We start from the raw sequence: 24,651 nt of genomic DNA, 5'->3' as shown, positions 1-24,651 counted from the left end.
CCCGGCCGTCCGCCACCTTTGTTCAGGACCGAGTCCGGAGACGACGGATGCGTTTCAAAGCCCTTCTGTTCGCCGGCTGCCTGGCGGCCGGCGCCCTGAGCGCCGCCGCGGGCGCCCGGGCCCAGACGCCGGTTCCCGATCCGGCGCCGCACTTCAACGCGATCAAGATCGTGCTGGTCGGCGACTCCACGACGGCCGTGCAGGGCGGCTGGGGGCCCAGCTTCTGCGCCAAGCACGTGACCTCGTTCGCCGCCTGCATCAACCTGGCCCGCGGCGGTCGCAGCAGCGGCAACTACCGGACGGAAGGGTCGTGGGCCTTGGCGCTGAGCGAGATCAAGTCGGGCGGGTTCAACGACACGTATGTGCTGGTCCAATTCGGTCACAACGACCAGCCCGGCAAGCCGGGCCGCTCGACCGATCTGGCCACCGAGTTTCCGGCCAATCTGAAAGCCTATGTCGACGAGATCCGCGCCGCCGGGGGCAAGCCGGTGCTGGTCACGCCCCTGACCCGCCGCCAGTTCAAGGACGGCAAGCTGATCGACGACCTGGCCCCTTGGGCCGAGGCGACCCGCAAGGTCGCCGCCGAGACCGGCGCGCCGTTGATCGACCTGCACGCCGACAGCGTCGCCGCCGTCCAGGCCATGGGCGCGGCCGAGGCGACGCGCTTCGCCCAGAAGCCGCCGTCGCCCGAGGTCCTGGCCGCGGCCCGCACGGGCACGACCATCGCCGCCAACGCCGGGGGCGCTTCCGCCGGTCCCGCCAATACCGGTCAGAACAACGCCGCCGTCGAGCCGATGGGCCAGGCCAAGCTGTCGTTCGACTACACCCACCTGGGCGAGACGGGCGCGGACTATTTCGCCAACATGGTCACGGCCGACCTCGCCAAGATCGTCCCCGCGCTGCGCCGGTTCCTGATCCCTTAGTTTTCGCGTCACAAGGACCTTGCCGTGCGATTGACCCGTAGAACCACCCTGGCCCTGGCGGCCGGCGCCGCGACTGGCGGCCTGGCGTCCAAGCCGGCTAACGCCGCACCGGCCTCGCCCCTGCGGCTCTGGTACCGCCAGCCGGCGCAGGAATGGGTGGAAGCCCTGCCGGTCGGGTCGGGGCGAATGGGCGCGATGGTGTTCGGCGGCGTGGCGGTCGAGCGGCTGCAACTGAACGAGGACACCCTATGGGCGGGCGGCCCCTACGACCCCGCCAATCCCGAGGCGCTGAAGGCTCTGCCGGAGATCCGGGCGCTGATTGACGCTGGCGACTACGCCAAGGCCACCGAGGTGGCCGACGCCCGCTTCATGGCCACGCCCAAGCGGCAGATGGCGTACCAGACCATCGGCGATCTGAAGCTGGCCTTTCCAGGTCTCGACGGCCAGGCGACTGACTATGTCCGCGATCTCGACCTGGATGGGGCGATCGCTACGACCCGCTTTACGGTTGGCGGAACCCGTTACACGCGTCAGGTCATCGGCAGCTATCCGGATCGGGTGATCGCCGTGCGGCTGAGCGCCGACAAGGGCCGGGCGATCTCGGTCGACCTGGCTTTCGACTGCCCGCTGAAGTCCAAGCCCGTCTCCAGGGTCGAAGGCGCCGAAACCTTGGTGCTGGCCGGCGCCAACGAGAGCCAGCAGGGGATTCCCGCCCAACTAACGTTCGAGTGCCGCGTCCAGGTGATCAACAGGGGCGGGGCCCTGAGCGCCAGGGACGGGGCGCTGTCGGTCGCCGGCGCGGACGAGGTGCTGCTGCTGATCGCCGCCGCCACCAGCTACCGCCGCTTCGACGACGTCGGCGGCGATCCCGTCGCCATCAACCGCGCCGTGCTGGCCAAGGCCTCGGCCAAGCCGTGGGCGGCTTTGCTGGCGACCCACCAGGCCGATCATCGGGCCCTGTTCCGGCGTGTGGAGGCCGACTTCGGAACCACCACGGCGGCGCTGAAGCCGACCGACGAGCGGATCAAAGCCTCGCAGACCACCGACGACCCGGCCCTGTCGGCCCTGTACTACCAGTACGGCCGTTACCTGCTGATCGCCTGCTCCCGTCCCGGCGGCCAGGCCGCCAATCTGCAGGGCGTCTGGAACGACAAGACCTCGCCGCCCTGGGGCGGCAAGTACACGATCAACATCAACACCGAGATGAACTACTGGCCGGCCGAGCCGACAGGCCTGGCCGAGTGCGTCCAGCCGCTGATCGCCATGCTCCGCGACCTGTCGGTCACCGGCGCCCGGACGGCCAAGGTGATGTACGACGCCCGCGGCTGGGTCGTTCACCACAACACCGACCTGTGGCGGGCCAGCGGCCCGATCGACGGCGCCAAGTTTGGAGTTTGGCCAACGGGCGGGGCCTGGCTCTGCAAGCACCTGTGGGACCACTACGACTACAATCGCGACCGCGCCTATCTGGCCGAGGTCTATCCGCTGATGCGCGGCGCGGCGCTGTTCTTCCTCGACGCCCTGGTGGTCGATCCCAAGTCGGGCAAGCTGGTGACCAACCCGTCGATCTCGCCGGAGAACAGCCACGGCCATGGATCGTCCCTGGTCGCCGGGCCGACGATGGACCAGGCGATCATCCGCGACCTGTTCACGTCCTGCATAAAGGCCGCCGCCATCCTGGGGACCGACGTCGACTTCACCGCCGAGCTGACGGCCGCGCGGGAGAAGCTGGCCCCCTACAAGATCGGCAAGGACGGCCAGCTTCAGGAGTGGCAGGAGGACTGGGACGCCGATGCGGTCGACATCCACCACCGCCACGTCTCGCACCTGTACGGCGTCTTCCCCAGCGACCAGATCGCCATCGACACCACGCCGAAGCTGGCCGGCGCGGCCAAGGTGTCGCTGAACACCCGGGGCGACATCTCGACCGGCTGGGCGATCGCCTGGCGACTGAACCTGTGGTCGCGCCTGGGCGACGGCGACCGCGCTCACAGGATCCTGTCGCTGCTGCTGGGTCCCGAGCGGACCTATCCCAACATGTTCGACGCCCACCCGCCGTTCCAGATCGATGGCAATTTCGGCGGGACCTCGGGCATGACCGAGATGATCCTGCAGAGCCGCAACGATCAGATCCTGCTGCTGCCGGCCCTGCCGTCGGCCTGGCCGACCGGGCGTCTGACGGGCCTGCGGGCCCGGGGCGCGGTCGGCGTCGACGTGACCTGGGCGCGCGGCAAGCTGGAATCGGCGGTGCTGACCGCCGCCGCCGATGGTCGCCACCATATCCGCTACGGCGCCTCGGCGATCGATCTCGACGTCAGGAAGGGCCAGCGCGTGCGCCTGACGGCCCGCGACGGCGTCCTGCGGAAAGCCTGAGCGTGAGCCGTCTGATCGCCTTCCTCTGCGGGCTGGCCGTGCTGGCGGTCGGCCTGGACGCCCGGGCCACGACGCTGCGGGTGGGCAAGGGCGGCGCCTATGCCAGCGTCCAGGCGGCCGTCAACGCCCTGCCGGCCGACGGCGGGACCCTGGAGCTGGCGCCCGGCGAATATCGCGAAAAGCTCGAGATCGCCAAGCCGAACGTCCGCCTGGTCGGCAAGGGCAAGCGGCCGCAGGACGTGGTGCTGGTCTGGAGCGACGGGGCGATCACGGCCGGGGGCACGTTCAAGTCGGCCTCGGTCAACGTGTCGGGCGATGGTTTCCGGGCGCGCAACCTGACCATCCAGAACGACTATCACCTGAAGGACGCGCGCCCGTCCCAGGCCGTGGCCCTGGCGATCACCGCCGACCGCGCGGTCCTTGAGAAGGTGCGTCTGCTGGGCGCCCAGGACACCCTGTATGCGGCCAGCAAGAAGACCGCCCCCAGCCGGCAGTACTTCAAGGACTGCTACATCGAGGGCCACGTCGACTTCATCTTTGGCGACGCCAAAGCCTTCTTCGACCGCTGCCACATCCACGGGATCGCCCACGAGACGGTGATGATCACGGCCCAGAGCAAATCCCGGCCGGACCAGGACAGCGCCTATGTCTTCGACCGCTGCCGGATCACCGCCGACCCGAAGGTGGGAAGCCTCTATTTCGGCCGCGCCTGGCGACCCTATGCCGCCGTCGTCTTCCTGCGCACCCGCATCGACGCGGCCTTGCATCCGGAAGGCTGGCGCGAATGGACGCCGGGCAAAACCGACACCCTGGGCACGGCGACCTATGCCGAGTTCGCCTCGACGGGGCAGGGGGCCAGCCCGAAGACCCGCGAACCACGCAGCCGCCAACTGACCGCCGACGCGGCCAAGGGCTGGAGCCGCGACAAGTTCCTGGCCGGTCCGGACGGATGGCGGCCGTGAGCTTTCTGTTTCAAGTCCTGACCGAAATCCAAGCCCGATGAGCCGGACGATGCCCCTGGACCGACGAAGCTTCCTGGCCGCCGGCGGCCTGGGCGTGGCGGCCGCCCTGGCGCCAGTTCCGGTCACCGCCGCCGAGGCCGATCCGCTGGCCATCGCCGACGAAGGCTGGAGTCTCTGGATCGACCAGGCCGCGGCCTGGAAGGACGACGCCATCCATCTGCCGGGCCGGTTCGACCTGGCCGCCCTGCCGGTCAATCCGCCGACCGGTGGCTGGGCCAGCCTGGGCTCGTCCGAGGCCCTGCGCGTGGACCTGCCGACCACGGTCGAGCAGCATTGCTGGGGCAAGTTCGGAACGCGGCCCTACGGCCCCGACGAGTACCGCTACGCCGAGGACGACGACGTGCCGCGCTACGGCGCCTACAAGGGCGTGTCGTGGTGGTCGAAGACCATCGACATTCCCACCGCCGCCAAGGGCAGGCGGGTGATGCTGAACATCCGCGGCGCGCGGCTGCGGGCCGAGGTGTTCCTGAACGAGCAGTTGGTCGGCTATTCTATCATGTCGGAGCTGCCGATCGTCTGCGACCTGACGACCGCGATGCGCCCCGGCCAGGCCAACCGCCTGGCGATCCGCATCACCAATCCGGGCGGCCGGTTCGACTGGCGCGACTCCACCACCATGATGTGGGGCAAGGCCAAGCTGTTCGCCTCGCATGGCTTCGGCGGGCTGGATCGCGGCCTGACCCTGAGCGTCCATCCGCTGGCGGCCCGTATCGACGACGCCTGGGCGCTGAACACGCCCGACCCGCGCCGCGTGATCGCCTTCATGGAGATCGCCCTTGAGCGGCCGCTGGCCGAGGACGGGCTGGACCGCTTGAAGGCCAAGGCCTCGGCGACGCTGGTCGACGACAAGACCGGCCAGCCCGTCGTCGCCGACATCAGGCTGGAAGCGCTGGAACGGCTGGACGACCATCGCCTGCGTGCGCGGTTCGCCGTCCACGCGCCCGGCGCCGCGCTGTGGGATCTCGACACCCCAAACCTGCATCGCCTGCGGCTGCGCTGGGCCGAGGCCCGCGACGCCGTCGACACGCGCGAGGTCCGCTTCGGCTTCCGCTGGTTCGCCCCCGAGGGCCTGGGGACCGACGCCCTGCTGCGCCTGAACGGGCGGCGGGTGCGGCTCTATTCAGCGATCTCCTGGGGCTACTGGGGCTTCAACGGTCTCTGGCCGACGCCGGACCTGGCGCGGCGCGAGGTGACGGCGGCCAGGACGCTGGGCCTGAACACGCTCCACTTCCATCGCAATGTCGGCAAGCCCGAGGTGTTCGCGGCGATGGACGAGATGGGTCTGCTGCGTGTGATGGAGCCGGGCGGCGGCCGTCACGCGATCGGCAAGGACCTCAAGCCGGGCGAGACCCTGTCGTCCGCCGACGCCTTCAGCCGCGACTTCATGGTCGAGAAGTGCAAGGCCATGGCCCGGGCCTTCCGTTCGCATCCGTCGCTGGTGCAGTACACCCTGCAGAACGAGATCGGCGCCAACCTGGCCAATCCCGACGTCCAGGCGGTGCTGAAGGCGATCCACGACCTCGACCCCAGCCGCACGGTGATCCTCAACGACGGCTTCGTGGCGAGGGGCGCGGCCCAGGCCATGTACCTGCCCTATGACGATCACTATTACCGCTCGGACGCCGAGGAATGGGCCGGGTGGTGGGTCAACCACCAGGGGGCCGGCGACCAGTGGTACGACCGCTTCTACAAGGGCAAGGACGACTACATCCACCGTCAGACCGGCAAGCCGTTCATCGTCGAGTTCGGCGAGATGCAGGGCTGCGCCGTCGCCGACAATCATGCGGCCATGCTGGTCGAGATCCTGGCCAAGGGCGGCAAGAGCTACGACCTGGAGGATCATAAGGCGGTGGTCGCGGCCACCAACGGCTATCTCGAGCGCTGGGGATTCCAGAAGGCCTTCCCGAGCAGCGAGGCCCTGTTCCTGTCGGTCGGTCGCAAGGCCTACGAGGCCTGGCGCGAGTATCTGGAGAACATCCGGATCGGCGACAGCGTCGACATCGCCGCGATCTCCGGCTGGGAGAGCACGGCGATCGAGAACCATTCGGGGATCGTCGATGTCCTGCGCGGCTTCAAGGCCGACCCGGCCCTGCTGAGCCAGAGCCTGCGGCCGGTGCTGGCCATCGCCAAGCCCCGGGGCCTGGCCTATGGCGCCGGCGACAGCGCGGAGTTGGACCTCTACCTGCTGAACGACACGGGCAAGGCGGTCACGGGCGAACTGGTCTTGAGCCTGGTCGGGCCGGACGGCGGCGTCGAGCCTCTGGGCCGCTGGCCGGTTCCGGACCAGTCGCCGGACCGCTTCAGCTATCTGGCGGCCGAGAGCGTCCGCAGCCCGCCGCTGCGCCGCGAGGGCTTGAACCGGATCCGCGTCGCCCTCGGCGACATCGTCTCGGATCGCGAGATCTGGGTGACGGGACCGGCGCCGAACTCAGCCAGGACGGTGCGCCTCGGCGTCTCCGGAATCGCCCGCAGCCTGCGCGACCAGCTGAAGGCCGTGCCGAGCGTCGTCCTCGAAGACTTCAAGCCGGGCGGTCGCTACGACGGGATCATCGCATCCGGCCTGAAGAGCGACGAGATCGTCCGGCGGCAGGTTGGCGAACAGACGGGCCTGGAGGCCCAGCCCAAGAAGGGCGAAAAGCCCGTCGTCGTCCTGTGCGAGCTGCCGTCCGAGGTGCTGGCGGCAGTCAAGGCGGGCGTCCCGCTGCTGGCCATGGTTCAGGAAGACGGTCTGGCCGAGGGCGTGGCCCGGCAGCTTTCGGGGCTGGGTCTCTTCGATTACGCCGGGCAGGTCGGCGGGCTGCGCGCGCCCTGGATGGGCAACTGGAACTATGTGCGCGCCCATTCCACCTTCGCCGGCCTGCCGGTCGACCGGGGCCTGAGCGTCCTGCACCAGGTCGAGGGCCAGCCGTCCAACGGCCTGATCGTCGATGGTGAGGGCCTCGAGGTGATCGCCGCCTACAGTCGTGACCACGACCGCAAGAACGGCGCGGCCAGCTTCATCGCGCGCAGGGACGGCATGCGGGTTTTGGTGCACCGGCTGCCGGACATGGCCGGCCCGCTGCAGCGGCGCTGGCTGGCCAACGCCGTCGACTGGCTGGTGCACGGATCTTGAGGGAGGCTGGCGTGGTGGGTGTGGCCAGGATCGGGCGACGGGCGATGCTGCTGGGAGGCGCCCTGGCCCTTCCGGCTTTCGGCGCGGGCGCCGCGGCGCCCAAGTCCCGGATGTTCGAACGCCTGGGCTGGGCGGGCGGCACGCCCGGCGGCGACGGCGGCCAGGTCATCCGGGTCTCCACCCTGGCCGGCGACGGGCCTGGATCTTTCCGCGAAGCGGTCAGGGCCAAGGGCCCGCGCACCGTCGTGTTCGACGTGGCCGGCGTCATCGACCTGGGGCGGCGCAGCATCAAGGTTGTCGAGCCCTTCCTGACCATCGCCGGCGAGACGGCGCGCTCGCCCGGCGTGGCCCTGATCCGGGGCGGCCTCGCCATCGAGACCCACGACGTCATCGTCCGCCATCTGCGGGTGCGGGCGGGCCGCGACGGCGCGGCCTCGCGCAGCGGCTGGGAGGTCGACGGAATCACCTGCTGGAAGGCCCACGACGTGATCGTCGACCACTGCTCGATCAGCTGGGCCACCGACGAGAACCTCTCGGCCTCGGGACCGCGTTTCACCGGCGGCGAAGATCCCAAGGGCTGGCGGGAAGGGACCTCGCACCGGATCACCTTCAGCAACAACATCGTCGCCGAGGGCCTGTCCAACGCCAGCCACGTGAAGGGCGAGCACTCCAAGGGCAGCCTGATCCACGACAACGCCACGCAGGTGCTGATCGTCGGTAACCTCTACGCCCACAACCGCGAGCGCAACCAGCTGTTCAAGGGCGCGGTCGAGGCCGTGTCGGTCAATAACCTGGTCTACGACCCGGGCACACGGGCCATGCATTATGCGCTGAACGCCTCTGAATGGGTGGGCCACGATTGGCGGACCGGGCGCCTGGCCCTGGTCGGCAACGTGGTCAAGGGCGGGGCCTCGACCGATCCGAGGCTGCCGTTCCTGATCGTCGAGGGGCAGGGCGACCTGGACCTTTATGCGCGCGACAACCAGGCGACCTATGCCGACGGCCGTGAGATGCCGCCGACCCGCGTTCTGCCCACCGAGCCCCTGCCGAAGATCCGGCTGCTTGACAAGCCGCCGATCTGGCCCGAGGGCCTGAGGGTCATCGAGGCGCGACGCGTCGAGGCCAGGGTGCTGGCCAACGCTGGCGCGCGGCCGTGGGACCGCGACGCCGTCGACCGCCGCATCGTCCAGGACGTGCGCCGCGGGACCGGCCGGGTGATCGATGACGAAAACGAGGTCGGCGGCTATCCGCGATAGGGTTTTGCCCCCGACAGGCTCTGCGAAGCTTCCGGAAGGAAGACGGGCCTAGCGTTCGGCCGCTTGTCGTTTCGCCGAACTCTGGCTCTCGTCTCGCCCTGAGGCCAGGATCGCCAGCAGGCCGTCGATCGAATAGGGCTTGCGCACCAGCGGGAAGCCCTGGGCGCCCTGTTCGGCGATCACATGGCTGTAGCCGCTGGTCAGCACGATCTGCAGGCCGGGGCGCTGCTGCTGGATCAGCTGGGCCAACTCCAGCCCGTTGATCCCGGGCATGACCACGTCGGTGAACACCAGGTCGAAGCCCTCGGCGTCGTTGTTCAGCGCCTTGAGCGCGGCCTGCCCGTCGCCCACCCAGGTGACCGCCTGGCCCAGCTCCTTGAGGAGACCGGCCGCGAACTTGCCGACGCCCTCGTTGTCCTCGACCAGCAGGACCCGGCGGCGCGGGATGTTCGAGACGTCCGCCAACTGGGCGGTGGAGGCCGGGACGGTCGTGACCTGTCCGGCGGCGCTGGGCAGGTAGAGGGTGAAGGTCGTGCCGACATCCAACTGGCTGGCGACGTCGATTTCGCCCCGTGACTGCTTGGCGAAGCCGTAGACTTGGCTGAGGCCCAGGCCCGTGCCCTTGTCCACCGGCTTGGTGGTGAAGAACGGCTCGAAGATTTTCTGGAGCGTCTCGGGCGACATGCCCGTGCCGTCGTCGGAGATGTCGACGGCGACGAAGGCCCCGCTGGCGGCGGCGTGGCCTCGGACGGCCGGGACGCCGCCGACGATCCTCGCGCCGATCCGGATCGTCCCGCCGCGCGGCATCGCGTCCCGGGCGTTGATGACCATGTTGAGGATCGCGGTGTCGAACTGGGTGGGGTCGGCCTCGACGAGGTGTTCGGTCTCGGGCAGGTCGTTCTGGATGGTCACCGACGAGCCGATCATGCTGCCGATGATTCGATGCAGGCCCTTCAGGCGGGTGCAGACGTCGAAGACCTCGGGCTGGAGCGGCTGGCGGCGGGCGAAGGCCAGAAGCTGCCCGGTCAAGGTCGCGGCCCGCTCGGCGGTCTCGGCGATCGCCTCCACATAACGCGTCCGCTTCTCCTCGGGCACGTTCGGCCGCCGCAGGAAGTCGGCCGAGGCGCGGATCACCGTCAGCAGGTTGTTGAAGTCGTGCGCGACACCACCGGTCAGCCGCCCGATCGCTTCCATCTTCTGGGCCTGGACCAGGGCTTCGCGCGAGCGCTCCAACTCCTCCTCGGCGCGGCGTTTTTCGCTAATGTCGCGGGTCACCTTCGCGAAACCCAGCAACTTGCCGGTCTCGTCGTGGATCGGATCGATCAGGACGCTGGCCCAGAACCGTTCGCCGTTCTTGCGGACGCGCTGGGCCTCGCCAGAGAACTTGCCCTCGCGGAGCGCCGTGGCCAGGGCCCTGGCCGGCGCGCCGGCCTCACGATCCTCCGGCGTATAGAACAGCGAAAAGTGTCGGCCGATGATCTCGTCGGCGGCGTAGCCCTTGATGGCCTCGGCGCCGGCGTTCCAGTTGGTGATGTTGCCCTCTGGATCGAGCATGTAGATGGCGTAGTCCTTGACGCCCTGCACCAGGAGCCGAAAGCGCTGCTCGCTTTCGTACAGCGCCCGGTCGGCCGCGCGCTGCTCGGAGACGTCGCGGGTGATCTTGGCGTAGCCGATCACCTCGCCGTCTTCGATCACCGGATCGATCACCACGTGCGTCCAGAAGCGCGTGCCGTCCTTGCGCACGCGCCAGCCTTCGGATTCGAACCGGCCGTTGGTCGCCGCGGTATGCAAGGCCCGCTCCGGCAGTCCCGCCGCACGGTCCTCGTCGGTGTAGAAGGTCGAGAAATGCCGGCCGACGATCTCGTCGGCAGTATAGCCCTTGAACAGCTGGGCGCCGATGTTCCACGTCGCGACGCGCCCCTCGCTGTCGAGCAGATAGATCGCGTAGTCCTTGACCGCGCTGACCAACAGCTGGAAGCGGTCGGCCTGAGCCAGGTCGGTCAAACGACGGGAAAGCATGAAGTCAGGCATACCTGGAAGCGCTGGCGTTGGAAGTGGAACCCCGCGTCCGCCCATGAGGTTCCGTAGGGCGGCGATATCACGCGCCCGCCGACCATCGCGCGCTCCGGGATCACGCGCAACCTGAAGGGCGCGCGGGAGCCCAGGTCTGATCGCCGGGACTAGGGAATTCCCTAGCTGGCGGCTGCGGCCGTCCGCGCCGAAAGTCCCGGCGTCGCCGAGGTCGGCGGCCAGTCAGGGAGTTTCGCCATGCTCGACGCCACATCCTCGACCACGGTCCGCCAGGCCCCGCCTCCGCCGCCTCCGCCGCCCTCGCTCGAGCCCGCGAAGGACGCGGTCAACACCGTCCACAAGGCGATGGAAAGCGGCTTCTTCAATCCGATCACCAACGGCGACGTGAAGAACGCCGTCGGCGCCCTGAAGGGACTGGACGCGACCAACGCCAAGGCGGCGATCAGCGAACTGGCCAAGGACGGCGGGCTGGACAAGCTGGCCTCCGAGATCAACGACGGCAAGAGCTTTGGCCTGGGCGGCCTGTCGGCCGACGAGAAGCGCGACTTCTTCACCGAGATGGCCAAGGACCTGGGCGGGACCGAGCTGAAGTCGCTGTCCGACGCCTTCGCCAAGGCGGGCGGCGACTATCATGGCAAGGCCGACGTCGAGGCCCTGGGCAAGGCCATCGCCACCCACGCCACCCCCGACGCCAAGCTGGATTACGTCAAGGCCCAGGCCGGCTCGACCCTGGACCACGCCGCCGACACCACCAGCCCGTTCACCCTGGGCGGCTCGATCCGCGTGACCAGCCACGGCGACGCCGAGGCCGCCGCGGTCGGCCAGGTGCTGGCCAGCCTCAAGGGCAATCCCGCCGTCGCCGAGCAGGCGTTCAAGGCTCTCAGCCCCGACCAGCTGCGCGGCGTGCTGTCGGCGTCCATTCATCGCGAAGAGATCGACACCACGACCGTTTCGATGGGCGGCGCGGCGCACAGCAACAGCACCTCGCTGGACACTTCCACCTACAAGGCGATCCTGGAAGCGGGCGCTCAATCGACCGACGCCGATTTCAAGGCCAAGCTGTTCGCCGAAGGCTCGGCGGTGCTGAAGGATGTCCCGCAGCAGAACCTGCTGCTGGGCGTCAGCGTCATGGACCGCGACGCGGCGACGCGGACCATGGCCGAGGGCCTGACCACGGTGCTCAAGAGCGACGTATCGGGCGTGATGCGCGAGCTGTCGCTCAACATCGAGACTCGCGACGGCACGGCCTTCGCCACCTACGCCAAGCAGATGCTCAACGACAAGCAGACCGAGCCCCTGGCCGACATGATGCAGCAGCTGCAGGTGGGCGGGACCAAGAACGAGAATCCGATCAACCGGTTCGAGGCGACCGAGAAGGTCACCCTGCCCAATGGCGACAAGGTCGATCGCTACGAGAACGCCACGGCCTTGGGCCACTATGTCGGCGGGGTGCAGGCGGCCGCCGCCTCGATCACCACCGACCGCAAGGAACAGGCCGAACTGCTGACCGCCGTTCTCAAGAGCGGCCTGACGATCGTCGACAAGGCGGGCTGGGGCGGCAAGGGCGTCGGGGCGGCCGCGGCGGTGGCCAAGGAATGGGTGAGCATCGGCACCAACGCCGCGCTCAAGGCGATCCAGGACGATCCCTCGGCCGCCGGCAAGGCGCTGGACCTGATGGCCGTTCCGACCAACTCCAAAACAGGCGAGGAGGCGGTGGGAAGCAATTCCAAGAGCGCCTACAACACCGCCCTGGACACCGTTGTGCGTCAGGCCAAGCCCTGACGCCGGCGCACCGCCGACGTCGAGGCCTGATGACGCGACCGACGACCCCCTTTGCCGCGTCCTTGCTGGGCGCGGCTCTCGCCATGACCCTTGGCCTGGCCGCGTGCGGCCAGGCGCCGGCTGCGCGAACCCCCGCGCCGCCGGCGCAGTTCGTCGACGCCCGCACCTTGCCTCTGAGCCAGGCCTCGGCCGGCGACTATGATCGCGTGCTCGAAACGGGGCTGGCCGCCGAGCCGCAGATCTGGCGCGCCCCGAACGTCAGCACCAAGGTCTATCGTGCGCCCGTCGGGCTGGGGCGCGAGGCGATCGCCGCCTATTACCGGAAGGCCGCGGCCGAAGGCGGCTGGCTTCCCGATCCTTCATCGACGCCGCCGGCGCGCGCCCTGGCCGGGCAGTACTGGTCGTTCGGCTACAAGGCCGGGCCCCGTCGGTTCATGGTCGCCGGAGTCGAGCCAGGTCCCGCCCTTGCCGTTCCGCCGGCGGGCCTGCCGGTCGTGGTGCGCACCAACGCGGACTAGATAGCGCCGCGATCAGGCGAACCTGTCTTCAGGCATGAAAAATCCCGGACCCGCGCGAGCGGATCCGGGATCCAACGCGGTCTCGGCGAGGGTTCAGAACCGGGCCGCGTTCACCAGCGGCAGGGCCGCGAAGGGCTTCGCCGCCACGGTCGCGGCGACGTCGATGTCGCCCTTGACCAGATTGCCCAGCAGCCAGCCGGTCAGCATCAGACCGAGGGTGGAATTGAAGGCTTCCAGAGCCTCGCGCAGGCCCTCGGCGCCCGGCTTGGTCAGGTTGAAGTCGGCTTGGCCGACGGCGGCGCCGGTGATCGAGCTGGTCCAGCCGCTGCCGGCGCCGTCGTTCTCCTTGATCACCAGGCCGTCGTCATGGGCAGCGTCGAGCGCATGGCCGCTACCGCCCAGCGAGACCTTCAGGTCGCCCTTGGTCTGCTCGCTGACCCCGTCGATCACCAAGGCCTGGTCGCCGCGCGTGACCACGATCTGCTCGGCGTAGGTCATGTTGTTCCACTTGGAGGTTTCGGTGTTGATCGTGATCTTGGTGCCGTTCTCGAGCACGAAGGTGGTCGTGCCCCAGAAGTCTCCGACCTGCTTGCCATTGTAGCTGACGTGGGGATCGCCCCAGATGCGCGTGGCGTTGCCGTCGGCGTCGCGGATGACGACCTCCGAGCTGGCCTCGTTGATCGACAGGGTGTTGCCGTCGCCCAGGTCGATCTCGGCCTTGCCGCTTTCGGGCATGGCGGCGGTGAACTTCGGCTGGCTGGGCGCGGCCTGGAAGGCCCCGCCGGCCATCAGGCCGAGCGTGAACTGCATGGCCCCGAACGTCCGCAGTCCCTGGCCCATCGCGGCCCCGATCTCCGTCAGCAAGCTGGCGTTCACGGCGCTCGCCAAGGCCGTGTTGATGCTGGTCATCCTTCAACCCCTGTCCAATCGTGCCGGCCGCGTCCTGCGGCCTCGATCGACAGTTGGCGCCGGACGCGACGGGGCCGCTAGCTGGGGCGTACCCCATCAGGGTATTCCCTAGTGACGGTTAGTGCGCCTGTCCCGACATCGCCCGCAGCACCTGCAGGATGGTCGAGGGCCGCGCGCCGATCTCGTTCAGCAGCAACTGGACCAGGCCGGTCAGCATGGCCAGCACCACCGCCGTGGCGATCCACGACTTGATGGCCAGGCCGAGCGAGAAGACGTTCAGCTGCGGGGCGTAGCGGTTGATCAGCCCCAGGCCGCCGTCGACCAGGTAGAGGATGGCCAGGGCGGGCGTGGCCAGCATCACCGCCAGCACCATCAACCGCGAGAACTCGCCCTCGAATAGCGACAGACTGCGCAAGGACAACACGGGCGTCAGGCTGCCGATCGGCCAGACCGCATAGCTGTCCAGGACCGTGCCGACCAGCAGCAGCAGCCCGCCGGAAAACATGAAGACGAAATTGGCCAGCCGCGCCAGGAACTCGCCGTTCAGCGAGGTCTGGTGGCCGCTCAGGGGATCGACGACCTGGGCCATGGTCGCCCCGACCTTGGCGTCGATGATCTGGCCCGCCGCCTCGAAGGCCCACAGCATGGTGCCGAAGAAGAAGCCGATGACCACCCCGATCAGCGCCTCCTTGCCGAAGATCAGGATCCACTGGACGGTCGGCAAGTCGCTGTGGGCGATCTGCGGCTGCAGGGTGATGACGATCACCCCGAAGGCCAGGAAGATCGAGTTGCGCACGAGCGCCGGCACGGTCTCCGGCGACAGCAGGGGCAGGAGCATGAAGGCCGCGGCGATCCGCGTCGCCCCCACGGCCAGCACCAGGGTATTGGCGAAGATCGCGCCCAGCCAGTCCGGCGCCGTCTCCGGCATCAGCGGCGGACCATGGCCGGGAACTCGGTGAACACCCGGTCGCCGAACCGGTAGAGCGTGCCGCCCAGCAGGCTGGCCGTCAGGAAGATCGTCAGCACGATGGCGAAGAACTTGGCGGCGTACTGCAGGGTCTGCTCCTGCAACTGGGTGGCCGACTGGATGATGGCCACGGCCACCCCGACCACCGAGGCGGCGACGATCGGCGGGGCTGACAGCATCAGCACCATCCACAGCGCCTGGTTCACCAGCTCGATGGCCTGGGCGTTCATCATCGGAGGCTCCTCACGTGTAGGACAGGACCAGGCCGTGGGCGAGTTTCACCCAGCCGTCGATCAGCACGAACAGCAGCAGCTTGAAGGGCAGGGACACCGTCGTCGGCGACAGCATCATCATGCCCATGGCCAGCAGGATGTTGGAGACCACCAGGTCGATGATCAGGAAGGGCAGGAAGATCAGGAAGCCGATCTGGAAGGCGGCCGCCAACTCCGAGACGGTGAAGGCCGGCACCACCACGATGAAGTCGCGCTGGGTCATGGCGCGGGCCTTGTCCGGGCCGTTGATGCGCTGGGCGGTCTTCAGGAAGAAGGCCCGCTCGCGCGGCGTCGAATGCTTCATCAGGAAGGCGCGCAGCGGCTCCTTGGCCTTGTCGGCGTAGGTGAACAGCGCCTGGGTGTCGCTGCTGACGGCGGCGACGGGTTTGACGTCCTGGTTGGCGGCGGCCATCTGCTGGCCGACCGGGTACATCACGTACAGGGTCAAGATCAGGGCTAGGCCATTGAGCACGATGTTGGGCGGCACCTGCTGCAGGCCCAGGGCGTTGCGCAGCAGGCTGAGGGTGACGACGATCTTGGTGAACGAGGTGACCATCACCGCCACGAACGGCGCAAGGGCCAGCAGGATGACGGTGATCAGGGCCGAGCCGGGGGTGAACGACGACAGGTCCATCCGGGGTCAGGCTCCCTTCGCCAACTGTTCGATCAGCACGCCGTAGGCCTCGCCCACGGCCACCAGTTTTCCGGTGGCGATAGGGTGGTCGCCGGCCAGCAGCACGGCCGTGGCGTCACGGGCCGAGCCGCCCAGCACCACGGTCGAGCCGGGGCGCAGGCCGGTCAGCTCCGACAGGGGCAGGCTGGCCTCGCCCAGCATCACCCGGAGGCTCACGGGCAGGTCGGCGGGCGCGACGGGGGAGGTGTCGGGAACGGCGGCCTCGGCCGGTTGGACGAAGGCGTCCAGGGGTGGCGCGGTCATGGCGCTCTCCTCCAGGGTGATGACGGTGAAGCGGCGGTCGGCGGGGTCGAAGCGTCCGATCAGTCGGCGGTCGGGCAGGGTCAGGCGGGCGTCGCCCGCTCGACGAGGGCCCCAGCCGGCCAGCACGATGTCGCCGGCCCTCAAGGCGGCGACACGGGCGGCGGAGACGACGGCGGCGTCCAGAACCAGTGTCCCGGCGATCGGCACGGCCAGGTGGGCGCCGTCGCTGGAAAGGTCGATCGCCGGGGCCGGCCAAGTGGCGGGCGCGTCGGCGGGGATGTGCAGGACCACGCGGCTCGTCGCCGTCTCGGCCTCCCGCGCGACGTCCAGGGCGATGGCGATTCCCGCCTCCGAAGGCCGTCTGGAGATGTCGGTGGGGTCGAGACTAAGGCCCGTCACCGCCTCGATGGCCGCCAGCACCGGCTCCAGGCGGTCCAGCGCCACCAGCAGGGCGGCGTCGTCCGCTGGCGCGAACGGAGCGCCGTCCAGGACCAGGATCGCCAGGCGCGGCGCCTCGGCTTCCGATCCGAACAGTATCCACGGACCCGGCGGCGGCTCGACCAGGCTTGCGCCGACACGCAGGTCGGGGACGGGGAGGGCGGACATCACCGCCAGGGCCCGGTTGCGGGCGGCGACCTGCGCGGAGTCGAAGCGCTCCAGATCAAGAACCATCGGTTCGGCGTCCAGCACGTCGGTCATGCGTCGCCGTCCGTCGTGCCGGTGATGGCCATGCGAACCAGCTCGGTCAGGCTGGCCGCCTCCATCTTGGCCATGATCCGCGAGCGGTGCAGCTCGACGGTCTTGGGGCTGATGCCCAGCTCGTAGGCGATGATCTTGTTGACCCGCCCGGCGACGACCAGGGCCATCACCTCGCGCTCGCGTTCGGTCAGGCTGGCCAGCCGGCGGGCGTAGAGGTCCTGGCCCGGCGTGGTCGCGGGGTGCAGCCGGGCGAAGGCCAGGCCCAGGGCCTCCTCCAGCGCCGCCTCCTGGAAGGGCTTCTCCAGGAAGGTGATCGCGCCCTTCTTCATCGCCTCCACCGCCAGCGGCACGTCGGCATGGCCGGTCATGAAGATCACCGGCCGCTCGCAGCCGCGCGCCTTGACCGCGTCCAGCAGCTCCAGTCCGGACATGGTCGGCATGCGCACGTCGAACAGCAGGCAGGCGTCGGGCGGCGGGTCGCCGGCGTCGAGGAAGGCCTGCGGGTCGTCATAGGTCGTCACCGCATAGCCCAGGCTTTCCAGCCACCAGGCGGCCGACTGGCGGAACTCGCCGTGGTCGTCGACCAGGCAGACCGCGCCGAGGCTGCGGGGCGTCTCCGGACGCGAACCGGCGGCGTCTTGGACGGAAGTCATGGTTCATCCTCCTGGCGCGCCGTCGGCAGCGCGATGTGGAACACGCTTCCCCCCGATTCCTGACCTTCGCGGGTGTGCCAGAGGCGACCGCGATGCAGCTCGATGATCGAGCGGCAGATCCCCAGCCCCACGCCCATGCCGCCGGGCTTGGTCGAGAAGAACGGCGAGAACATCCGGCCGGCCGCCTCTTCCGATACGCCGGGGCCGCTGTCGGCCACGGTCAGCTCGACCATCCGCGTCGAGCCCTCCAGGCGACGGCCGGCAATGGCCAGGCGGCGGGGCTGGGGCTCGCTTCGCATGGCGTCCAGGCCGTTGCGGGCCAGGTTGACCAGCACCTGCTGGATCATCACCGCGTCGCCCAGCACCGGCGGCAGGTCGTCGTCGAACACCGTCTGGGCCGAGACGCGGTCGCGGGCGATTTCCCAATCCAGCAGGTCAAGGGTGGCCCGGGCCAGGCGCGGCAGGTCCAGGGGCTCGACCTGCGGCTGGCGCTGCTCGACGAACGAGCGCATGCGCTGGATCACGCCGGAGGCGTACAACGCCTGGTCGGCGGCCTTGTCCAGGGCCTCGACGCCGTCGGCCACGGTCAGGGCGTCGCGCGACAGCCGCGCCTTCAGCCCGCGCACGATGTTGGCGATCGAGCCGATCGGCTGGTTCAGCTCGTGGGCGATCATGGTCGCCATCTCGCCGACCGACATCACCCGCGAGGTCAACAGCAGGCGCTCGCGATCGGCCAGCCGCCGCGCCTCGGCCTCCTGGCGCTCGGCGGCGTCGGAGAGCTTCAGGTAAAGCCGCCCGTCGGCGCTGCGGCCCGGGCGGACCTCCAGCACCGCTTCGCCGCCCTCCAGCGGAAGGGAGCCGGTCTCGCCGCGCTCGGCCGCCGCCAACGCGGCGTCCAGGGCGGGCGGCGCGATGTCGCCGGGCGAGGCCCCCGGCATCAGCCGGGCGAAGGCGTCGGTGCGCCAGACCAGGCGCGGCGGCGCGCCCTCGAACGCCCCGACCGCGAGGTCCAGGGCGGCGAAGGCGGCCTCGGCCGGATCCAGGTCCGGCGCATGCAGACGCAGCGCCCTCATGACCGGCCCCCTGCGACAGGCGGTCTCACTAGGGAAAACCCGAATGGCGTCGGCGCGTTCTCAGCCGTATCCAGGGTGCGAAGGAGTCCGCCATGTCCACCATCCGCATCGACGCCAACGCCGTCTCCGGCGTCTGGGCCCGGGGCCTGGACAGCGCCTCGCCGTCCGTCGCCGGCCGTCAGGGCCAGGCGTTCGGCGATTTCTCGGCCTTCTCGCGGCAGGAAGGCGCCCTGAGCCTGTCCTCCGCCCATCGTGATCTCGACAGTGCGGCCCGCGCGGTCAGCGATCGGCTCACCGACACCCGCGACAACGGCTTCGGCTGAGGCTAGCGTCCCGGCGTCATGGCCGAACGCATCCTCAAGGCCGAGCCGGACTGGTTCGGCGCCGCCCAGGCCCTGGTCGAGGGCCTGCAAGGGCAACCCACCCTCGACGGCCGGGTCGACGTGCTGGAGCGCGTGTGCCTGGACCTGGGCGAGGCGCTGTATCCCGGATTCGCCAAGCTGCTGGCCGCCGTCGACCATTTCGGCGACCACGAGGTCAAGGTCCTGGTCGCCGACGCCCTGGCCCAGGCCCTGATGACCGCGCGCCTGCCCTCGACCCGCCTGCCGGCTTGGGGCGCGGGCGGCTTTGCGGGATTGGGGCTGGGCGGCCCGCTGCGCACCAACAGCCGCAATGTCGGGCCCCTGGAATTCCTCTGCGTATGGCTGGTGCGCGACGTCAGCGACGAGGCCCTGGGCGGCGAGGCCTTCGAGACGGCCGCGACCTATCTGGTCGACCTGATCTCGGCCTCGCCCCGCGCCGCGGCGCTCTATGTTGACAAGCTGCGCACCGACGCCAGCGACCCGACCGAGGGACTGCACAACGCCCAGACCCGCCGCCTGATCGAGACCCTGGCCGAACGCTGGGCCTCCGGCGACGCCCCCGCCGAAGTGGCGCGCGCCGTGGCCCGGGCGGCCGAGGCCGACCAGGGTGTCGCGCGCTGGGGTTTTCCGCTCCGCTGAGCCCATCAGCGCACCTTCGGGATCAGGCGCTCGAAGTCGCCATCGTCCGCCTCGACCTGCAGGTCGGCCAGGGTCAGGCCTCGCACCTCCAGGCGCTTGCGCAGGGCCTCCAGCGCCTTGGTCACCTCGGGCGTGGCGTTGGGATGGGCGGCGAGGGTCAGCGACAGCGACCCGTCCGCGCCGCGCGCCAGGCCCAGGCCCGTTAGCGGCGAGCCGCGATCGGCCAGGCCCATCGCCACGCCCTTCGACGCATTGCCCCCGGCCGCCAGCCAAGCCTTCTCCATGGCCGCGGCGAAAGCCTCGATCTCCGCGCTCGTGGCCCCGGCCGGGAGCTGGATGACGACAGGCTCCGCCGCGCCATGGGCCGCCGCGCCGGGCGTGCCCACCCCGTCGACGGGGGCCTTGTCGGTCGTGGCCACATCGGCGCCCTTGAAGTCGTGGGCGGGACCGAACAGGGCGGCCAGGTCGGCGCCGTCCTCGGTGCGATCCTCGTCCTCGCGTTCGGCGCGGGACGGCTGACGGGCCAGCGGCGCATGACGCTCGGCCGCCTGTTGCAAGGCGGCGTGAAACTCGCCGCCGCGCCAGGGCGTGGCGGGCTCGCTGGTCGGTCGCGGTTGGGGCGTGGTCGGGCGCTCGGCGGTCGAGACGTCGCGGGTGGTGGTCATCGCGTGGCCCTCCGGGCAGGCAGTTCCTCGATCTCCTGCTGCTGGCGCTCGTCGCGCCGGGCCAGCAGCGCCGAGCGGGCGCGGTCGCGCTGGTCGCTCATCGCCTCGAACCGGCCCTGGGCGCGCACCAGCACGCGCAGAGCGGCGTCCAGGTCCTCTCGCGCCTTGTGGACGGCGACGCTTTCCTGTTCGCGCAGATCCAGGTCGCGAGCCCGGGCCTCGACCACCATCTCGCGGCGGGCCAGGGCGGTCTCGACCATGGCGGCGGAGCCGGACAGGCCTTCAGCGAACCAGGCGTCCAGGCGGGCCAGGGCCGCGTCGTGGGCGGCGATGGCGCGGTCGCGGACGGCCAGGGCCGCCTCGGCGGTCGCCAGGGCGTCACGGGCCGCGACCGCTTCCAGGCGCGCGACCTCGACCCGCCGCTCACGCAGCCGGACGACGGGAGTCAGGATGTCCAGCTGACGGCGCGGGTTCATGCGACGGTCTCGGCCAGGGTCGCCAGGGCGTCGGCCAGGGCGATGCGCTCGTGCGGGCTCTGGCGCAGCAGCGCCTCGATCGCCGGCCGCCTGGCGATGGCGACATCGGCCAGCGGATCGCCGCCGGCCTTGTACTCGCCGATCTGCAGCAGGAACTCGATGTCGGCGTACTTGGCCATCCAGCCGCGCACACTGGCGGCCTGGGCCTGGTGCTCGGCCGAGGCCACGCGCGGGAAGACCCGGCTGAGGCTGGCGGCGATGTCGATCGCCGGATAGTGGCCGGCCTGGCCCAGCTTGCGCGACAGGTAGATGTGGCCGTCTAGGATCGAGCGGACCTCCTCGCCGACCGGGTCGCCGCCGTCCTCGTCCTCGACCAGCACGGTATAGAAGGCGGTGATCGCGCCGCCCTCGGCCGCGCCCGCCCGTTCGAACAGGCGCGGCAGTTCGGCGAAGACCGACGGCGGGAAGCCCCGGCGCACCGCCGGCTCGCCCACCGACAGGCCGATCTCGCGCAGAGCGCGGGCGAAGCGGGTGACGCTGTCCATCTGCAGCATGACCTTCAGGCCCCGAGCCCGGAAGCCCTCGGCGATGGCGGTGGCCACATGGGCGGCGCGCACCCGCTCCATGGCGGGTCGATCGGAGGTCGAGACGATCACCACCGAGCGCGCCAGACCCTCGGGACCCAGGCAGTCGTCAAGGAACTCGCGCACCTCCCGCCCGCGTTCGCCGATCAGGGCGATGACGTTGACGTCAGCCTGGGCGTGACGGGCGAACATGCCCAGCAGGGTCGACTTGCCGCCGCCGGCCATGGCGAACACCCCGACCCTTTGCCCCTCGCCGGTGGTCAGCATCGTGTCGACGCTGCGCACGCCGGTGGCGAACACGCTGTCGATCGGCGAGCGCGCCAGGGGATTGGGCGCCTCGCCATAGACCGCCTGCGGGCGCAGTGGACCGGCGATCGGGCCCAGGCCGTCCAGCGGCTCGCCATGGGCGTCCAGCACTCGGCCCAGCAGGCCGTCGCCGACCCCGATCTCGCTGCGGCGCGAGCCGGCCAGCACCTCGGCGTCGATCGACAGGCCCTCCAGTCGAGTCAGGGGCGTCAGGATGGCCGCGCCGTCCTGGAACCCGACCACCTGGGCCTTCACGCGGCCGCCGCTGGCGCGGTCGACGATCTCGCACTCCTGGCCGATGCGGGCGTCCAGGCCCGTGGCGCGGATCGTGGTGCCGAAAGCCTGGACCACCCGGCCGCGTCGCTCGACGGTGCGGGCGTGGCGCAGGGCGTCGTGCAGGATGGCGTCGGGCGCGTTCATGCGGCGGCCTCGTCGCGGGCGGCGAACACCGACTCCAGCGCCTTCAACTGGACTTCGAGCCCGGCGTGGGTGCGGCCCGACGGGGTGTCGAGCACGCAGTCTCCGGCCGCCAGGTCGGGGTCGCCGTGCACCTCGATCCGCGCCCCGATCGGCCACAGGCGACGGCTGACGGCGCCGACCGCCTCGGGGGCGACGCGGACGCCGATCGGCTCTTCCGGCAGCAGGTCGCGCGCGGCCTGCTCGGCCAGGGCGGCCAACACGTCCTCGGGCGCGAGGCCGGCGGCGATGCGACGGACGATATCCAGGGCCAGGGCGGCGGACGAGGCGCGCAGGCGAGCCCGTTCGGCCTGCAAGGCGTTGTGCACGCCGGCCAGCGTCTCGGCGGTCTCGCGAGCGGCCTTGGCGGCGCCCTCGGTGCGACCGTGGGCGAAACCCTCGGCGACCGCGGCGTCGCGGGCGGCTTGGCGGTGGTCTTCCAGACTGGCGACGATCTCGGCGGCCTGGGTCAGACGGGCGACGTCTTCGCGGCGCAGGATCGGGTCGTCGGTCAGCAGGGCCGCGGAGGGGGCGGAGGCGAGCAGCAGATAGCTCATGCGGCGGCCTCCATGGCGCCGGCCTCGAGCGCCAGCAGACTTCCGCGCGCCGCATGCAGGGCGGCCTGGCCGACGGCGGCCGGCAACGGCCAGGGCTGGGCGTCCAGCAGGTGGGCCAGGCGGACCGACAGGGCTGGGCGGTCCGCGAGTTCGGAGAGCAGCACCGCCGCGCCCAGGTCCCGCAGGCCGGCGTCGCTGGCCAGGGCCGTGTCGCAGGGCGAGGGCGGGATCAGGCCGGCCGGCGTGGCCAGCACCGCGTCCAGCGTCGCCTCGCCCAGTCGGCGCGCCAGGCGGGCCAGCACGCGGCCGTCGATCGTGCGGCGTAGAGCCGGGGCGCAAGCCATGGCGCCGGCCAGGTGGACGAACAGGTCGCGGCGCTCGGTTGGCCAGGACGCCCAGTCGGGCAGGGCGGCGATGTCGGCGAAATCCACGGCGGGGGCGCAGCCGCGCCCCGCGCGCTCGGCCAGCCGGCGCGCCAGGCGCCTCGCCCGAACGCTCAGGTCGACCGGAAGGCCGGCGGGCGCGCCGGCGGCGTCGAGCACGCGCGCCCGGGCGACGATCCGGGCTCGAGCGTCGCCGCCGCTCATGCCGCCGGCCTCTCGGTCTCGACCGCGCGCAGGCGGGGCCGGGGCTTCTTCTTCGGACGGCGGGTCAGCAGGTAGGCGGCCACCCCGCCCACGGCCAGCACCACGGCGATGGCGGGCACGGTCAGGGACTTGACGGCCGAGGGCTGGGCCTGGGTCATCACCGGCCGGGCCGGGAACATCACCACCGTCACCTTGTCGTAGGGCAGGCCCTCGATCGAATTGGTGACCAGCGCCTTGATCGACCCCACCTGCCCCGACAGATCGACGTCAGGATTGTGGCGGATGAACACCGAGGCCGAGGACGGTTTCTGGGTCTCGGCCAGCGGATCGGCCTCGGGCACGGCGATGTGGACCCGGGCCTGGACCACGCCATCGATCGACGAGATGGTCTGGCTCAGCTCCTGGCTGAGGCCGTACATCAGCCGGGCCCGCTGCTCCATCGGCGAGGAGACGAAGCCCTCCTTCTTGAACACGTCGCCCAGGCTCTCGAACTTGTCGCGGGGATAGCCCTGGTCGTGCAGCACGGCCACGGCGGACGAGAACTGCTCGGGTCGGGTCTTCAGAGTCCAGACCTTGCCGTCCTTGGTGCTCTTGGCGGCCGAGACGCCGGCGTTCTGCAGCACGGCGACCATCTCGTTGGCCTCGCGTTCGGAGAGGTCGCCGTAGAGCTCCTTCTCGGCGCAGGCCGAGAGGAGCAGGGATGTGGCGGCCAGGACGGCCAGGAGGCTCCTGCGCATGTTCGCCTCCTAGGCTTGCTGCCGGAACAGCTGCTGCAGGCCATCGGACGTGCGGTTGGCGATGTTCGAGGTCAGCTGGCAGTTGAACATGAACTCGTGGCACTGGACGGTCAGGCCGATCATCTCGCCGGGCGTGATCGCCGCGCCCTTGGCCTCGGCCGCCTTGGCGTGGGCCGCCAGGTTCGAGGCCTGGCCGTTGACGAATTCCAGCTGGTTGAAGATGCCCTTCATGGCCGGGGCCAGGGCTTCGGGGCCGCCAAGCCCCGACGGGGCTTGGGCCCCGGCCACGTGCAGGGCGTTCTGGAACTGGACCGCGTCGGTCATGGTCGCGCCGTAGCCGACCTGGGTGACCTGGGCTTCCTGCGGGGCGACCAGGGCCGCCGCCGAAACGGGATCGAAGGACATGACGTCTCTTTCGACTGGAGGACCGCTAGTTCTTGCGGGCCATGGTTTCGAGGGCCCGGCCGACGCTGTCGACCGAGGTGGATTCAGAATTGGCCATGAAGTTCATGCGCAGGCTCTCGGCCGTGAGCATGGCCATGACCGAGGGCTTGTCCTCGCCGCCAGGGCCGATCTGGTCGGCCAGTTCGGTGATCTTGACCGCCTGGGCGTCAAGCGTCTGACCCCAGGCGTGGGCCATGGCCTCGAACCAGGTGCCGGGACGGTTCTTGTTGTTCGTGCCCTGGAGCGTGGAGGCCAGGGAGAGGTTGCCAAACCCCTGGATTTCGTCGGCCATGGTCGTTCTCCTTCTCGGG

25 protein-coding genes are annotated in these 24,651 nt (G+C 70.3%); 9 read left to right on the top strand and 16 right to left on the bottom strand.

Features of this window, described 5'->3' with window-relative positions; genetic code table 11:
* Positions 1-47: 47 nt before the first annotated feature.
* The 5 genes from G3M57_RS18855 to G3M57_RS18835 are packed head-to-tail and all read left to right on the top strand — an operon-like array spanning position 48 to position 8,686.
* Positions 48-923 (top strand): rhamnogalacturonan acetylesterase, encoded by an 876-nt coding sequence (locus G3M57_RS18855; protein WP_163232295.1) that lies wholly within the window; start codon positions 48-50, stop codon positions 921-923.
* Between the two features lie 24 nt (positions 924-947).
* Positions 948-3,296 carry a glycoside hydrolase family 95 protein gene (locus G3M57_RS18850; protein ID WP_163232293.1) on the top strand — a complete coding sequence of 783 codons (2,349 nt, stop codon included), beginning with the start codon at positions 948-950 and terminating at the stop codon, positions 3,294-3,296.
* A gap of 2 nt (positions 3,297-3,298) precedes the next feature.
* The gene (locus G3M57_RS18845) at positions 3,299-4,258 is read left to right on the top strand and encodes a pectinesterase family protein (protein ID WP_230983673.1); all 960 of its coding nucleotides are present in this window, start codon (positions 3,299-3,301) and stop codon (positions 4,256-4,258) included.
* Positions 4,259-4,307: 49 nt separating this feature from the next.
* The gene (locus tag G3M57_RS18840) at positions 4,308-7,430 is read left to right on the top strand and encodes a glycoside hydrolase family 2 TIM barrel-domain containing protein (RefSeq protein ID WP_208789625.1); all 3,123 of its coding nucleotides are present in this window, start codon (positions 4,308-4,310) and stop codon (positions 7,428-7,430) included.
* Positions 7,431-7,474: 44 nt separating this feature from the next.
* On the top strand, positions 7,475-8,686 hold the full coding sequence (locus G3M57_RS18835) for a pectate lyase family protein (RefSeq protein WP_163232289.1): 1,212 nt from the start codon (positions 7,475-7,477) through the stop codon (positions 8,684-8,686).
* Positions 8,687-8,734: 48 nt separating this feature from the next.
* Here the strand turns inward: G3M57_RS18835 and G3M57_RS18830 are convergent, their stop codons facing one another.
* Complete coding sequence (locus G3M57_RS18830; protein WP_163232287.1) at positions 8,735-10,705, bottom strand: hybrid sensor histidine kinase/response regulator; 1,971 nt, start codon at positions 10,703-10,705, stop codon at positions 8,735-8,737.
* 249 nt (positions 10,706-10,954) lie between these two features.
* Between G3M57_RS18830 and G3M57_RS18825 the strand changes: the two genes are divergently transcribed.
* Together G3M57_RS18825 and G3M57_RS18820 are read left to right on the top strand one after the other, a co-directional pair.
* The gene (locus G3M57_RS18825) at positions 10,955-12,499 is read left to right on the top strand and encodes a hypothetical protein (protein ID WP_056756724.1); all 1,545 of its coding nucleotides are present in this window, start codon (positions 10,955-10,957) and stop codon (positions 12,497-12,499) included.
* A gap of 29 nt (positions 12,500-12,528) precedes the next feature.
* On the top strand, positions 12,529-13,017 hold the full coding sequence (locus G3M57_RS18820; RefSeq protein WP_163232285.1) for a hypothetical protein: 489 nt from the start codon (positions 12,529-12,531) through the stop codon (positions 13,015-13,017).
* A 93-nt stretch (positions 13,018-13,110) separates the two neighbouring features.
* Here the strand turns inward: G3M57_RS18820 and G3M57_RS18815 are convergent, their stop codons facing one another.
* The 7 genes from G3M57_RS18815 to G3M57_RS18785 all read right to left on the bottom strand — a co-directional run bounded on the left by G3M57_RS18815 (position 13,111) and on the right by G3M57_RS18785 (position 18,527).
* Entirely contained in the window at positions 13,111-13,926 is an 816-nt protein-coding gene (locus tag G3M57_RS18815; protein ID WP_056756714.1) for a DUF1521 domain-containing protein, read from the bottom strand.
* A gap of 118 nt (positions 13,927-14,044) precedes the next feature.
* A complete protein-coding gene (gene sctT, locus G3M57_RS18810; RefSeq protein WP_163232283.1) occupies positions 14,045-14,854 on the bottom strand; it encodes a type III secretion system export apparatus subunit SctT in 810 nt (269 codons plus the stop codon).
* A complete protein-coding gene (sctS, locus tag G3M57_RS18805) occupies positions 14,854-15,126 on the bottom strand; it encodes a type III secretion system export apparatus subunit SctS (protein ID WP_056756707.1) in 273 nt (90 codons plus the stop codon). The genes sctT and sctS overlap by 1 nt, the downstream gene beginning before the upstream one ends.
* Positions 15,127-15,136: 10 nt before the next feature.
* A complete protein-coding gene (gene sctR / locus G3M57_RS18800) occupies positions 15,137-15,799 on the bottom strand; it encodes a type III secretion system export apparatus subunit SctR (RefSeq protein ID WP_056756705.1) in 663 nt (220 codons plus the stop codon).
* Positions 15,800-15,805: 6 nt separating this feature from the next.
* Entirely contained in the window at positions 15,806-16,801 is a 996-nt protein-coding gene (locus G3M57_RS18795) for a FliM/FliN family flagellar motor switch protein (protein WP_163232281.1), read from the bottom strand.
* Positions 16,798-17,454 (bottom strand): response regulator transcription factor, encoded by a 657-nt coding sequence (locus G3M57_RS18790; RefSeq protein ID WP_163232279.1) that lies wholly within the window; start codon positions 17,452-17,454, stop codon positions 16,798-16,800. Before G3M57_RS18790 ends, G3M57_RS18795 begins: the two co-directional genes overlap by 4 nt.
* On the bottom strand, positions 17,451-18,527 hold the full coding sequence (locus tag G3M57_RS18785; protein ID WP_163232277.1) for a sensor histidine kinase: 1,077 nt from the start codon (positions 18,525-18,527) through the stop codon (positions 17,451-17,453). Before G3M57_RS18785 ends, G3M57_RS18790 begins: the two co-directional genes overlap by 4 nt.
* A gap of 92 nt (positions 18,528-18,619) precedes the next feature.
* Here G3M57_RS18785 and G3M57_RS18780 point away from each other — a divergent pair, with 92 nt between their 5' ends.
* Together G3M57_RS18780 and G3M57_RS18775 are read left to right on the top strand one after the other, a co-directional pair.
* Positions 18,620-18,850 (top strand): hypothetical protein, encoded by a 231-nt coding sequence (locus G3M57_RS18780; RefSeq protein ID WP_056756688.1) that lies wholly within the window; start codon positions 18,620-18,622, stop codon positions 18,848-18,850.
* Positions 18,851-18,868: 18 nt separating this feature from the next.
* Positions 18,869-19,528, top strand: coding sequence for a hypothetical protein (locus tag G3M57_RS18775; protein ID WP_163232275.1), 660 nt, complete (start codon positions 18,869-18,871; stop codon positions 19,526-19,528).
* Between the two features lie 5 nt (positions 19,529-19,533).
* Here the strand turns inward: G3M57_RS18775 and G3M57_RS18770 are convergent, their stop codons facing one another.
* The 8 genes from G3M57_RS18770 to G3M57_RS18735 are packed head-to-tail and all read right to left on the bottom strand — an operon-like array spanning position 19,534 to position 24,632.
* Entirely contained in the window at positions 19,534-20,193 is a 660-nt protein-coding gene (locus G3M57_RS18770; RefSeq protein ID WP_163232273.1) for a hypothetical protein, read from the bottom strand.
* The gene (locus G3M57_RS18765) at positions 20,190-20,669 is read right to left on the bottom strand and encodes a hypothetical protein (RefSeq protein ID WP_163232272.1); all 480 of its coding nucleotides are present in this window, start codon (positions 20,667-20,669) and stop codon (positions 20,190-20,192) included. Before G3M57_RS18765 ends, G3M57_RS18770 begins: the two co-directional genes overlap by 4 nt.
* Complete coding sequence (locus G3M57_RS18760) at positions 20,666-21,979, bottom strand: FliI/YscN family ATPase (RefSeq protein WP_163232270.1); 1,314 nt, start codon at positions 21,977-21,979, stop codon at positions 20,666-20,668. The genes G3M57_RS18765 and G3M57_RS18760 overlap by 4 nt, the downstream gene beginning before the upstream one ends.
* Complete coding sequence (locus G3M57_RS18755; protein WP_163232269.1) at positions 21,976-22,572, bottom strand: FliH/SctL family protein; 597 nt, start codon at positions 22,570-22,572, stop codon at positions 21,976-21,978. The genes G3M57_RS18760 and G3M57_RS18755 overlap by 4 nt, the downstream gene beginning before the upstream one ends.
* On the bottom strand, positions 22,569-23,159 hold the full coding sequence (locus G3M57_RS18750; RefSeq protein WP_163232268.1) for a hypothetical protein: 591 nt from the start codon (positions 23,157-23,159) through the stop codon (positions 22,569-22,571). The genes G3M57_RS18755 and G3M57_RS18750 overlap by 4 nt, the downstream gene beginning before the upstream one ends.
* Positions 23,156-23,896: a type III secretion system inner membrane ring lipoprotein SctJ gene (sctJ, locus tag G3M57_RS18745; RefSeq protein WP_056756664.1), complete on the bottom strand. Its 741-nt coding sequence runs from the start codon at positions 23,894-23,896 to the stop codon at positions 23,156-23,158. Before sctJ ends, G3M57_RS18750 begins: the two co-directional genes overlap by 4 nt.
* Positions 23,897-23,905: 9 nt before the next feature.
* Positions 23,906-24,301, bottom strand: a complete 396-nt coding sequence (locus G3M57_RS18740; RefSeq protein ID WP_056756661.1) for a hypothetical protein — start codon at positions 24,299-24,301, stop codon at positions 23,906-23,908.
* Between the two features lie 25 nt (positions 24,302-24,326).
* A complete protein-coding gene (locus tag G3M57_RS18735) occupies positions 24,327-24,632 on the bottom strand; it encodes a hypothetical protein (RefSeq protein ID WP_035071105.1) in 306 nt (101 codons plus the stop codon).
* Positions 24,633-24,651: the final 19 nt, after the last annotated feature.

Origin of the sequence: Caulobacter rhizosphaerae, assembly GCF_010977555.1 — a bacterium.
In the GTDB taxonomy this organism is placed as follows: domain Bacteria; phylum Pseudomonadota; class Alphaproteobacteria; order Caulobacterales; family Caulobacteraceae; genus Caulobacter; species Caulobacter rhizosphaerae.
Note: the sequence above shows the minus strand (reverse complement) of the source record. Positions and strands in the feature narration are given on the sequence as shown.